Annotated in this window: 13 protein-coding genes; 3 read left to right on the top strand and 10 right to left on the bottom strand. The window is 31.0% G+C overall.

Going from position 1 to position 11994, the window contains the following annotated elements:
* Positions 1 to 21: 21 nt before the first annotated feature.
* From FUA26_RS05755 to FUA26_RS05730, 6 genes are all read right to left on the bottom strand, one after another.
* Positions 22 to 984 (bottom strand): 2OG-Fe(II) oxygenase, encoded by a 963-nt coding sequence (locus FUA26_RS05755; protein WP_147132862.1) that lies wholly within the window; start codon positions 982 to 984, stop codon positions 22 to 24.
* A gap of 112 nt (positions 985 to 1096) precedes the next feature.
* Positions 1097 to 1957 (bottom strand): AraC family transcriptional regulator, encoded by an 861-nt coding sequence (locus tag FUA26_RS05750; protein WP_147132859.1) that lies wholly within the window; start codon positions 1955 to 1957, stop codon positions 1097 to 1099.
* A gap of 105 nt (positions 1958 to 2062) precedes the next feature.
* Entirely contained in the window at positions 2063 to 2896 is an 834-nt protein-coding gene (locus FUA26_RS05745; protein ID WP_147132856.1) for a DUF4437 domain-containing protein, read from the bottom strand.
* A gap of 50 nt (positions 2897 to 2946) precedes the next feature.
* Entirely contained in the window at positions 2947 to 3426 is a 480-nt protein-coding gene (locus tag FUA26_RS05740) for a cupin domain-containing protein (RefSeq protein ID WP_147132854.1), read from the bottom strand.
* A gap of 20 nt (positions 3427 to 3446) precedes the next feature.
* A complete protein-coding gene (locus tag FUA26_RS05735; RefSeq protein WP_147132851.1) occupies positions 3447 to 4454 on the bottom strand; it encodes a zinc-binding alcohol dehydrogenase family protein in 1008 nt (335 codons plus the stop codon).
* Positions 4455 to 4511: 57 nt separating this feature from the next.
* On the bottom strand, positions 4512 to 5186 hold the full coding sequence (locus FUA26_RS05730; protein WP_147132849.1) for an NAD(P)H-dependent oxidoreductase: 675 nt from the start codon (positions 5184 to 5186) through the stop codon (positions 4512 to 4514).
* Positions 5187 to 5505: 319 nt separating this feature from the next.
* On the opposite strand from FUA26_RS05730, the gene FUA26_RS05725 reads away from it, so the two are divergent.
* Both FUA26_RS05725 and FUA26_RS05720 read left to right on the top strand, forming a co-directional pair.
* Positions 5506 to 6390 carry an AraC family transcriptional regulator gene (locus tag FUA26_RS05725; protein ID WP_147132846.1) on the top strand — a complete coding sequence of 295 codons (885 nt, stop codon included), beginning with the start codon at positions 5506 to 5508 and terminating at the stop codon, positions 6388 to 6390.
* A 100-nt stretch (positions 6391 to 6490) separates the two neighbouring features.
* Positions 6491 to 7402 (top strand): M23 family metallopeptidase, encoded by a 912-nt coding sequence (locus FUA26_RS05720; RefSeq protein WP_147132843.1) that lies wholly within the window; start codon positions 6491 to 6493, stop codon positions 7400 to 7402.
* 4 nt (positions 7403 to 7406) lie between these two features.
* On the opposite strand, the gene FUA26_RS05715 is transcribed toward FUA26_RS05720, so the two are convergent.
* Together FUA26_RS05715 and FUA26_RS05710 are read right to left on the bottom strand one after the other, a co-directional pair.
* Entirely contained in the window at positions 7407 to 8543 is a 1137-nt protein-coding gene (locus FUA26_RS05715; RefSeq protein ID WP_147132840.1) for an endonuclease/exonuclease/phosphatase family protein, read from the bottom strand.
* Between the two features lie 157 nt (positions 8544 to 8700).
* Positions 8701 to 9303, bottom strand: coding sequence for a peptidase associated/transthyretin-like domain-containing protein (locus tag FUA26_RS05710; RefSeq protein ID WP_147132837.1), 603 nt, complete (start codon positions 9301 to 9303; stop codon positions 8701 to 8703).
* A gap of 237 nt (positions 9304 to 9540) precedes the next feature.
* Here FUA26_RS05710 and FUA26_RS05705 point away from each other — a divergent pair, with 237 nt between their 5' ends.
* On the top strand, positions 9541 to 10077 hold the full coding sequence (locus FUA26_RS05705) for a 5' nucleotidase, NT5C type (RefSeq protein WP_147132834.1): 537 nt from the start codon (positions 9541 to 9543) through the stop codon (positions 10075 to 10077).
* Here FUA26_RS05705 and FUA26_RS05700 read toward each other — a convergent pair.
* Positions 10074 to 11129 (bottom strand): glycosyltransferase family 9 protein, encoded by a 1056-nt coding sequence (locus FUA26_RS05700; RefSeq protein WP_147132831.1) that lies wholly within the window; start codon positions 11127 to 11129, stop codon positions 10074 to 10076. The genes FUA26_RS05705 and FUA26_RS05700 overlap by 4 nt on opposite strands.
* A gap of 4 nt (positions 11130 to 11133) precedes the next feature.
* Entirely contained in the window at positions 11134 to 11979 is an 846-nt protein-coding gene (locus FUA26_RS05695; protein WP_147132830.1) for a DMT family transporter, read from the bottom strand.
* Positions 11980 to 11994 lie beyond the last annotated feature (15 nt).

Genomic DNA, 11994 nt, shown 5'->3' with positions numbered 1-11994 from the left:
TCTCTATTGTATTTTATTCATTTAAAAAGGTGCAACAGTATCTTTTGGTCCATCAGGTAAACTCCAGCGTTGGCGTGCTGTAACATTTTCTAATGCCACATCTTTAATTGAACTACTGCTAATGTTTCCATAGCTACTCGTACTTCTGCGTGGTATTTGCATATTATCGCCATACAACCAAACTACTAAATTACTACGTTGCCCACTTTCAATTGGATGTGTGGCGTGTGGCACATTACCTCTGTGAATTATGGCTTTACCAGGTTGAAATTTAGTTTGTACGGTTTTACCAGAAGCTTTATCATAAAAATCAACTACTGAGCCTGTAAATTTTTCATCAGGTAAATTGGTATTGATATTTAAGGTTGCTGATGAAGCATCGGTATGTGCGTGTAAATCTTTGTCTTTATCTGGATTGTACTGTATTGAAAACCCAAAAGTCTGATTATCATAACCATAAGTTCCTAATAAAAGTCGAGAAATCGGACGCATATAACGGTCCATAATAGCATTATAAAATGCCTGAAAACTTGGTGCAGCCAAATGACCTTCAGATCTTGGGTCTAACATCATTCCATAACGATTTAACTGTATACCGTAAGGTGCACGTTTTGGAATTCCGGAATTAACTGCATCTTCTAAGTACGTTCTAAAATCTGCTAAACGTTCTAAATCGAAAAACTGTGTTTCGTAAACACCAGGAATAATTTCTTCCCATAAATCGGCTACAACATTTTCTTTTTCTGGGTTTTCCCAAGCATCGTTTATGGCTTTACGTAATTTGGGGTCAAGTAAAGATTCGTCTGGTAATAACAAATTATCTTTATTTTTTTGTTCCCATTGCACCCAAGCAGCTTCTAATAGTTTTCGGTTATCATTCCAAAATTTTGAAACCGATGGATCGCGTCTTAATGATAATTCTCTTGATGGCACTTCTAAAGCAAGCGCTTGTTGTAATGCATTGGTATATTCTATTGTTTTCATAATTAATGTTTTATTGTTTCTTATTTACATTACAAAGATATTTTAGACAACAAGCTATTTTTTGTTAGAAAACAATGTGGTATTGGTAAAAAATAAGGTTTCTAATAAAACATTAAGCTAAACTAGCCTTAAACGTACTTAAACTGACACCTTTATAGGCTTTAAACGTTTTGTTTAAGTGGCTAGAATCTGTAAAACCAAGCTCTAAAGCAATTTCAGAATCTTGCGCATCGGTGTACTTTAAACGTGTTTCCACCAATTTTAATTTGTAGTTGATAATATACTTTTTAAGAGAAACATCAGTATGTTTTTTAAAATATTCACTTATGTAATTATCTGCCATAAAAAATTCATTTGCTAAACTTTTAGTAGTTAAAAGCTCAGGATTATAAATATTGGAATGGATGTAATTGATGATTTGCTGAATTTTTGAAGATTTAATCTCTTTGACTTCTGATGTATTTATAAATTGAATATTACGCGCAATTAAATGAAGTATTACAGACAATGAATTTTGAATAATGAAAATATCGTGGGTTTGGGTATTTAGATATTCTGAAGCGACCATATTTACTAACGATACTAAATGCGACCTATCTGATGTTGTTTCAAACTGCATGTCGCGTAACTCGTGACTTTCGCTATTTAAAATTTCTTCAATTTTACGAAACCAATCATTTACTGGTAATTCTTGGTTTTGCGCATTGGTGTTTCTAAAAAAGCTCTTCAAAAATTTAATAGCAATACTACTTGTTGCAGTTTCGGCCTCAACAATATAAATATCATCAGGAATGAATACAAAAACACTATTTGATGTATAGTTAACCGTTTTTCCGTTTATTTTAATTCGCCCACTACCCGATTCAAAATATAAAATCTCAAAAAAACGGATGTTTGTATATTCACAAAACGAAAAAAATGTTTGGTCTTTATACTGTTGTATAACAATATTTTCTAAAATCGTTCTTGCCATAATTATAATTAATTTAACCTTTTAAAAAATGAAAAAGCCACACAGAATGTGTTTTACATTTGGTGGCTTTTTCTGCTATTAATCAATCAAACTAAACTATAATGTCTATTTTATTTTGAACTTACCATTGGAACGAATGTAAATAACCGTTTCAACGTCCGTTTTTAAGCGTGGTGAAGAATCTTCTTCTGCACCAAAATAAGAACCTGGTTCCAACACATTTTCGTTATCTTTTTTAGAAAATTGATGCGTTACTTTACCAGAAATAACCACAGCTCTAAAATTTGGACTTAAGTTTTTAATTTTACCCTTGAAACCAGCTGGTAATTTTATTAACGAGGCACGCAGTTGATTTTTTTCGTGACTTCCCCATAAAAAAGCAGTTTCTACATTACTTTTTTCTGAAACCCATTCAATATCATTAGCGTTTAACCAAACTAAATTGGTTTTATCTACATTCACTGGTTTTTCACCATTATCAAACGCTTCCGATGTTGGTTTTACTAAATATGGGCCTTCTTGAATATCTAAAAACGCCATATTATCTTCAGCATCTGCAGCTGTAATATGTGCTTCGCCAGCAGGTTGCTGCCAGTACGATCCGGCTGGTAACCATTGTTTTTCGGCATTTTCATCATCATTATGTAACAATCCTTTTATTACCACACCACGATACGTTATGTTGTGAATATGTGGTGGTGATGAAAATCCTTTTTTAAATTTCACTAAAAATCCAGCAGGTTCATTTTTGGTTCTGTCTCCCCAAAGTTTTCCTGCAGCCGGACTTTTATCGCCACGTAAAGGGTTTAGCCAACCCCACTCTACGTTATCTGCAGTAACGACTTCGTTTTTAGACTTTCGGTGGTCTGTTGTTGGTGTTTGGGCTAATGCCGTAACACTTAATAATAGTATTGCTAATGTTGTTGTAATTGATTTCATGGTTTTTGTTTTTATGGATTAAAAACGAAATGATTCGCTTTATAAAATTATTATTCTTCTTTTGTTTTCTTAAGATATGCTGGTAATTCTTTGCTTAACCAATCTTGACGAACAGGTACATGCACATCTAAATCTACGGTTTTTTCTAACGCCCAAAATTCGTGTGGCACATTTTCTGGGAATACAATAACTTCTCCTGCGCCTACTTCTACAAAGGTTTCTTTGCCATCAATTATGGTTTTAATTTTCACCTTGCCAGACATAATATATGTTATCTGTTCATTTGGGTGTTGGTGCCAAGGAATATGCGCGCCTTTTTCAAGATTAAAAATGGTCATTTGTCCTTTTTCACCGTGAAACCACTTGCGTTTTATGCCTTTACCAATAGGTTCTGATTGCATTTCATCAAAATTGAAATGTTGTACTTTTGATGTGGCTACAGAATCTATGGTTGTTACTTGTGCGTTTGCTTCAATTCCTATAAAACAAATAAAAAGTAATGCTATTGAAACTATTATTTTATTCTTCATAATTATTTGGCTTATTGCTTCTAAAACCCTTCTAAAACAATTTTCCCTTTTGCTTTACCTGTTTCTAAAAAAGCGTGTGCTTTTCTCAGATTTTCAGCATTTATAGTTCCGAAATTTTCACCTAATGTGGTTTTTATAGTTCCGTTATCAATTAATTCGGAAACTTCGTTCAAAATATTATGTTGCTCAATCATATCTTCGGTTTGAAACATTGAGCGTGCAAACATAAATTCAATGTGCGTTGACACCGCTTTTGATTTAAAAGGCATCACGTTTAGCGATTTTGGATCGTCAATAAACCCGAATTTACCTTGTGGTTTAATTAGTTTTGCAATTTCATCTATATGATGTTCTGTGGCATTTAAACTTACCACATATTCTGGCGCAGGTAAATTGTATTTTTCAAATTCATCGCTTAACTTATTTCTGTGATTGATTATTGTATCTGCACCCAATTCTTTTAACCAAGATGTTGTTTCTTCACGAGAAGCAGTACCAATAATATTTAACTTTGTAAGCTTTTTAGCCAGTTGTACCAATATAGAACCCACGCCACCAGCAGCACCAATAACTAAAATAGATTTGTTGGCATGGTTTTTAGATACTTCTAACCTATCAAACAACATTTCGTATGCTGTAAGTGATGTTAATGGCAACGCAGCAGCTTCAGCATAAGATAATTTTTTAGGTTTTTTACCCACAATACGTTCATCTACTACTTGAAATTGCGCATAACTACCTTGGCGTGTAAAATCGCCTGCATAAAAAACCTCGTCGCCTACGTTAAACAGCGTTACATCTTCTCCAACTTCTTTTACAATTCCTGTTGCATCCCAACCAATAACTTTCCAGTTGCCATCCTTAGAAGGCATTCCTGCACGCACTTTATAATCGGCAGGATTTACAGAAATGGCTTTAATTTCAACTAAAATATCATGCCCTTTCGCTTCTGGAATGTCAAGCTGAACGTCTTGCAGCGACTTTTCGTTATCAATTGGTAAATTCTGTTTATATGCTATTGCTTTCATTTTTTTGTAGCTTTAGAAATGAGTTTATGAATGACAAATTCCAATACTTAAAACATTCTATTTCCAAGTAATAATATCTTCAAAAGCTCTTCTAGACTTTGGGAATTCTGGGTCTGCTTTTCTATACCCAAAAGCAGCCATAAACGCAATACCGTATTTGTTTGTGTCTACTCCAAATTTTTCTCTTAATAATGCTTCGGTTTTTTCTTGATGAAAACCTTCTATTGGGCAAGAGTCTATACCTGTTAAAGCAGCAGCTGTCATCATGTTTCCTAATGCAATGTAAGTTTGTTTTGAAGACCAATCGAATAATTTTTTATCGGTATCTAAATTAAAATCACGCTCTTGGAATTCTCTGTAAAATTTAGAATACATTTCAATAACGTCATCCGGCATTTGTTTTACTTCTTTCAACATATGGCTTATGTATTGGGCATCATACTTTACCATTGGTGCTTTCATTGCTAAACCTAAAATAAAATGGCTTGCAGTGTCTAATTTTACAGGAGCTCCCCAAGCTACAGGCTTTAAAAGTTCGCGTAATTCTTTGTCTTGCACTACTATAAAATGCCAAGGTTCAAAACCAAAAGAACTTGGTGATAAATTGGCTGTTTTTAATATAAAATTTATTTGTTCATCAGTTAACGTTTTTGTGGCATCAAATTCTTTAGTAGCATGACGGTATTGAAACGCGTTTAAAATGTCTTCTTGTGCAATGTTTGGAGTTTTCATTTGTATATTTTTAATAGTGTTTTTTAATTTCAATACAAATGTATTACCGTAAAGAGCATTTAAGTTTGTACAAAAAAAGGTGATATTAGTACAAAAAGAGGTTTTAGCTATATGTTTTCACAAAATTTTCTTAATAAATCACTTTTTAAGCTTTTATTAACACTTGTACTTACAATTAAAACACTTTTAATCCTTGATTATTACAATACATCAACCTCTTAGTTTTAATTGTTTAAAATGTATAAATAAAGGTTAAAACATGTTTTATAAATACATTTTTGAGTAGTTTTGTTAAAATAATGACTTTAAAATATTCAAAATGCAAGTAATAGAAGCCTATAAACCTTTTGAAATACAAGAAATTGAATTATCTGATTGGAAACAACGTCCTGTTAAGAATAATTTTTTTGAATTAGTTTTAATTAAACAAGGTGAAGGTACGCAATGTATAAACTACAACTATTACCCTTATAAAAAAGGAAGTATATTTTTATTACCACCATTAAAATGTCATTCATTTACTATTGATAAACCAACAAAATTTGTGTTTTTAAAATTTACCGATTCTTTTTTTAGAAGTGCTAAAAGTATGAGTATTGATAGAAATGAATGGTTCAAAGAAGCAGCCTATATTTTATCTAATTACAACCAATTGCCTGGAGATATTATTAAAGAAACTGTAGATAGAGATTATCTTGAAAGCCTTATAAACATTATATTACAAGAATCTAACAGTAATAATGCCAATGCAATTAGTTTAGTTACTAGTTTAATGACAAGTGTTTTAGAAATTTTAATTAGAAACATAAAAAAGGCTAATTATTTTGAAGTTCCAAAGGATAATAGTGACGAAAAAATAACAAAAATGCTTACTTATATAAATGAAAACATTGATAAAACCAATTTACTTAAGGTTGAAAATCTTGCCAATGTTTTTAATATGTCTGCCACCTACGTTAGTGAGTATTTTAAAAAGCAAACAAAAATGTCTTTGCGTGAATACATCATTAAAGCAAAGCTAAAATTAGTAGAAATTAGATTGTTAAATTCAGATTTTACTTTAACTCAAATAGCAGACGATTTAGGTTTTACAGATGTTAGCCATCTATCAAAAACATTTAAGCGTTATGCAGGAACATCTATTAGAGAATTTAAATCTAAAGGTGAATATATGTTGTTAAAACGTGGTGCTTGTAATATTTAACGTTTTCTGTTAATAACTGAAACAATAGCGTCGTAAAACAAACGTTATTTATAACTAAATTCGCAAAATCTCAAAAATTTTTATGCATTTAGTTTTTAAAATGAAGCTTGTATTAACCGTTTTGGTTGTTTTATGTTCTGTTAATTTTTACGGTCAAAATCGTTTAAAAGATATTATAAAATTACCATGGCCTATAGAAGTGCCTGTAGATAGTATTGCTACCAATAATATTACAAAATCACTAGAAAAAATAACTACTCATAATATCATTGATGAATGTTGGGATCATACAACTTACAACCCTTATAAAGATGTAGATATTCAATTTCCCATTCAAATTACGTTTGAAGATTCCACCTATTGTTCGCCAATAGGAAAACACAAGGTTGTTACGTCTAGATATGGATGGAGACGCGGAAGAGCGCACCAAGGCATTGATATAGATTTAGTTACAGGTGATAGTGTTTATGCTATGTTTGATGGTGTTGTTAGAATGTCTAGATACACAAAAGGCCACGGAAGAACAGTTGTTTTAAGGCATTATAATAATTTAGAAACTGTGTACGCTCACCTTTCAGAATATGGTGTTAAAGAAAATGACACTGTTAAAAAAGGCGATTTTTTAGGAAAAGGCGGTGTATCTGGAAATGCAAGAGGTAGCCATTTACATTTAGTTGTAAATTATAAAGGTGTTTCAATTAATCCGGAATACTTTTTTAAATTTAATAATGAGAATAAAATACGCGCTAAAGAACTTTGGGTTACCAGACGATGGACACAACCTATGTTTCACAACTCAAGAAAACAAAGCATTATAAAACCCTTGCTTACAAAAGATGAGGCTTTAGCAAGTTTAATTAAACAACGCTCTATTTATATTGTAAAACCTGGCGATACTTTATCTAGAATATCAAAAAACAATAATGTTAGCATTGCTGCTATTTGTAAAGTTAATGCCATACGAAAAACAACTGTTATTAAAGTTGGGCAAAAACTTTTTATTGAAAAATAACGCGTTAAAATTTATATAGCTTGCTGGCCAAAAAACTGGGGCTACTATCTACTTCAATTTCTAACCAAACCGGTAAATGGTCGCTTATTTGGTTGCGTTTCCAATACGCATTGAAATAACTTTTAAACGCAGCGTTTGATGTTAGTGTAGCTGGGTTCCCTTTGTGCGCTAGCATAAGTGCATGATAATTTTCAATGTTAACATCGGTGTTTTTGTATACGTAATCAAACAAATTAAACACGCCACCTTTTTCATTACCATTAGCATCGGTACCTATTTTAAAGTACTTATGTACGTTTAAAAATATTCTATCATAAATTTGATTTAAACTGGTGTTTGTAAACTTTCCCTTTAAACCATTGCTTTCAAAAAATCCTTTTGAAGTAAATAAATCTACAATATCATCATCATCTTCATATAAATTAGTATCACCTAAAATAATTAGGTTTTGATTTTCATATGATGTACTCTTTTGCTTGCCTTCTAGTAAATTGAGTAATAATTTAACTTCTTCTTTACGTAAGTTTTTATTGATACTGCCATCACCCGGATGCAAATGTACACTAACTACCGAAAATTTTCGCCAACCACTTTCAAAACCAGTAAAAGTTGGCGTTCGTTTTAATTGCTTAATAATAGGGTTATTATTTGCTATTTCTGGCGGAATAACTAACTCACCAGCCAATCCTGAGTGTGTAACGCGCCTAGAGTCATAAATGAAACCAAAACGTTCATCATTGCCAGAGTCGCCTTCAGTTACATCGCTTAAGGTATATTTCCAATGGCTTCCAAGAATTTGTAACAATTTATTAAACTGTGTAATATTGCTGTTAATTTCTTGTATGCCAACAATATCAAATGCACTAATTATTTCTGCTATATAGTAAAGAGATTCTGATGTTCTGTTTAATAGTTTACCAAAGTTTTTAATATTCCATGAGGCTAAAAGTAAATTTTTGTCAACCGTTTTGTTGGGTATATTTTGTTGAAGCCCTTTTTTTAGTTCTAAAATATTACTGATGGTTCGTTTTTTATCAGTATCGGTCATTTCTCTAGCATAATTATTGCTAGCATCTAACATTATTAATGAGTACCTATCTGTTGTAAGTTCATTATCGGGTCTTAAATCGTTATACCACATGATATTATTTATTTTATATAATTTAGGCTAACAATTTAGTTTTTAGGAGATGCTTAAAAGTACGCATTTTACAAATACTATAAGTTAAATGTGTATTAACAAAAAAAGCAACCAAGAAACTAACTTGATTGCTTTAATTTTATATTGTATCTATTTTCTAGTAAGCATCTATTTCTCTACCTAAAATAATATCTCTTTTAGCTACCCATAATCCTTCTTTTAAATCTAATTTTAAAATTCTTTGCGGATCTGTTTCTTTAACTTCTTCTCTACACTTTTCGGTTAATAATGGGTCATCATCAAACAAAAATGTTTCAATTTTATATTCTGGTTTGTTAGGCTCTTTAACAATTGGGTAAATTTGTTTAGGTTCTTTGCTATGAAAATAGCTACCAGGTACAAATGTGTAAAGTGTGTATTTGCCATCTTCATCAGTTTTTACCCAACCTCTGTGGTGTACATAGCGTTTTTTGTTGTGGCGTTTTAATTCAAAATTGCCATCTTCATCAGTTTGGTGTACAAACAGCACTACATTTTTAGCGGGTGTAACACCATCACTTTCATAAATAGTTCCTGTTATTTTTAGCTTATTCTTTTTTGAATTGAAATCAGGAATAGTATCAGTATTGTTTAAGTTTTTTTCTGAAAAATCATAAACAGGACTTCGCTTTTTATAATTTTCGGGCATATCATTTAAAGCCGTATTATGCTCTTGGGCTAATACTGAAGAGCTTATTATTACCGTAGTAATAATGCTCATGAGGGAAGCAAAATTTTTCATAGGGTTAATTAATTTACTTTGAAATTATATTTTTTAAACTGTTCAGCAATAAAAAATATATCAATGAATACATTAACTCGATAAATTGATTTCTTTTGCAAAAAACACCGATTAAACACCTATACCAAACTAACTTACAGTTATATTAACTTTATTTAACAATTTGCTGTTTTTTCTATTTTGAAAATTGCCGAACTTAGTTGAAAAATTAAGTTTATGACAATATTTGTAGATATGGATGATGTGTTAGCCGACACTTTTGGTAAGCACATTGCTTGGTATAACAGAGATTTTAACGCTGATTTAAAAAAAGAAGATATAGTTAGTGGCGAAGCATACGAAAATGTGCCTGAAGCACATCAAAAAAGTGTTTTACAACATGCCTTTACTCCAGGCTTTTTTTATGAATTAGAACCAATACCTAATAGCATTGAGGTTATGGAAGCGCTATACAATAAACATGAAGTTTATATAGCAACAGCAGCTACGCAGTTTCCTAATTCATTAAAGGAAAAAAGCGATTGGTTGGCTAAGTATTTCCCGTTTATAACATGGGAACATCAAATTATGTGTGGCCATAAATTTATTTTAAATGGCGATTTATTAATTGATGATAGAGTTTATAATTTAGAAAATTTTGAAGGTGACACACTTTTGTTTTCCAATCCGCATAATATAAAAGATACAGGTTACAAACGCGTTACTAATTGGGAAGAAATAGGCAATTTATTGTTAAAACCTGCCTTAATTTAAGTTGTTTTATCTAATAAATTTTTAATACTCGCAATCCAATTATCTATATTTGTATTGTTAGTGTTAATAGCAAAACTACCATTACCATAAGGGGCATAAATAGCTTCGTTTGTTGTTTTAAAAAAACCAACCGTAGGTGTTAATGAGGCACTTGCTAAATGCATTACACCATTATCAGCAGCTATAAAAGCAGCTGTGTTATTAAGTACACCTCCCATTTCTCTAATATCTTTACTGTAAAAGTGTGGTGCTTTAAAATTAATTCTTGAAATATTCTCAACGGGTAGCATTTCAATAATATTATGGTTTGGAAATTCGTTTAAAAGACGTTTGTAAAGTGTATTCCACCAAATTTCATCATAACATTTATTACCAGTTGCATTTGTATAAATACAAATAGTTGGCTTGTTATTTTTAGTTATGTTATTTAAAATTTCTTTTCCTTTTTCAATTTCAGAATTTGTTAGTTTTATGTCTAAAACAGGAACATCAGTGTTGTTTTTTGGTAAACCTAGTAATTGTAAATACAATCTTAAATTGTAAATAGGATATTTTGAAAGGTGCTCATAATCATCAAAATTATTAATTATTTGGGCATCAACATCACCAAATAACTTATAGGTTGATCTGGCAAATTTGGTTGATAATTTGCCCGAAGATGAATTTTTATCAACATTAATTACTAAATCGTATTTTGTTTTTTTCAATTTCAACCATGTAAATCCGTATTTTATTAATTGGTTAAATGGTTTACGTGGTAATTCAATTATTGTATTTATCTGTTTGTAATTTTTATATACAACACGTGCTATACTTCCTTTTACAAACAAATCTATTTTACTATTTGGAAACGTGTTATTAAGCTCTTGTATTAAAGGCGTTAAAAGTAGCTGATTACCAAGCTTATGATTAGGACGACTAATTAATATTTTTTTTATTTGAGATGTGCTAGTTAATGGTGTATTTGGTGTGGTGTATGATTTGCCAACGTTTTTTGTTAAACGCCCCATTACCTTAAACCTTAAACTATTAATAGCTTTTTTAAAACTCATAAAACTATAGTTTTTTCTCTTTAAATTTTGCGTTTAAAACTAAACCTATAATTATTAAGGCTATGCCTAATAAACTCCAAAAGGTATATACTTCAGCAAAAATAAATATACCAAACAATAACGTAAAAATAGTTTCTATATATTTTAAAGGTGCTATTTGGCTAGCAGACGCTACTTTATAAAATGCTTTTGTCATGAAAACTTGTCCAAAATACCCAAAAACTCCTAAAGCTAATAATAGTAGCCATTCAATGCCATTTGGGGTTGTCCAATTATTTATTGATAAAACACCTCCAACAAATAACGAAATAAGCATAAAATAATTAACAACAACTACAGGATGTTCAGTATTTCCAATTTTACTCAACACAATGTAAACCAATCCGCTAAATATGGCAGATAAAAAAATGAGAATAAGCCCGTATGTGCTTACTTGAGTATCAAAACCTTTTAAAATAACTACCCCAATAAAAGCTATTATAAAGCATAGCCACTGTAAAGGTTTTACGGTTTCTTTTAAAAAGAAAATTGAAAAAACTGCGGCAAAAATTGGTGCCATATATCGTAAAGAAACTGCAGTGCCAATGGGTAGGTATTTTGTAGACATGAAAAAGAATGTCATAGACGTTACCCCAACAATACCACGCAGTATTAGTAGTTTTTTATTATTACCTAAAAGCGGAATGTTGTTTTTTAAAAGGATGGTAAACGTAAAAATTAAAGTTCCAATAGATCTAAAAAAAACAATTTGATATGCACTAAACTGCACTAAGTGCTTTACAATGCTATTCATGCACGCAAATGATAGCGTACTAATAAGCATAAACTTTAAAGCCTGTTTATAATCCAAATAAAGCTATTTAAG

The organism is Seonamhaeicola algicola, from assembly GCF_007997385.1.
Lineage (GTDB): Bacteria > Bacteroidota > Bacteroidia > Flavobacteriales > Flavobacteriaceae > Seonamhaeicola > Seonamhaeicola algicola.
This window is presented reverse-complemented; position numbering and strand designations above follow the sequence as displayed.

Coding starts and splice junctions, on each gene's coding strand:
- FUA26_RS05755 (WP_147132862.1), bottom strand. CDS start 984: ATGAAAACAATAGAATATACCAATGCATTACAACAAGCGCTTGCTTTA.
- FUA26_RS05700 (WP_147132831.1), bottom strand. CDS start 11,129: ATGAGTTTTAAAAAAGCTATTAATAGTTTAAGGTTTAAGGTAATGGGG.
- FUA26_RS05715 (WP_147132840.1), bottom strand. CDS start 8,543: ATGTGGTATAACGATTTAAGACCCGATAATGAACTTACAACAGATAGG.
- FUA26_RS05710 (WP_147132837.1), bottom strand. CDS start 9,303: ATGAGCATTATTACTACGGTAATAATAAGCTCTTCAGTATTAGCCCAA.
- FUA26_RS05725 (WP_147132846.1), top strand. CDS start 5,506: ATGCAAGTAATAGAAGCCTATAAACCTTTTGAAATACAAGAAATTGAA.
- FUA26_RS05720 (WP_147132843.1), top strand. CDS start 6,491: ATGAAGCTTGTATTAACCGTTTTGGTTGTTTTATGTTCTGTTAATTTT.
- FUA26_RS05750 (WP_147132859.1), bottom strand. CDS start 1,957: ATGGCAAGAACGATTTTAGAAAATATTGTTATACAACAGTATAAAGAC.
- FUA26_RS05705 (WP_147132834.1), top strand. CDS start 9,541: ATGACAATATTTGTAGATATGGATGATGTGTTAGCCGACACTTTTGGT.
- FUA26_RS05745 (WP_147132856.1), bottom strand. CDS start 2,896: ATGAAATCAATTACAACAACATTAGCAATACTATTATTAAGTGTTACG.
- FUA26_RS05735 (WP_147132851.1), bottom strand. CDS start 4,454: ATGAAAGCAATAGCATATAAACAGAATTTACCAATTGATAACGAAAAG.
- FUA26_RS05740 (WP_147132854.1), bottom strand. CDS start 3,426: ATGAAGAATAAAATAATAGTTTCAATAGCATTACTTTTTATTTGTTTT.
- FUA26_RS05730 (WP_147132849.1), bottom strand. CDS start 5,186: ATGAAAACTCCAAACATTGCACAAGAAGACATTTTAAACGCGTTTCAA.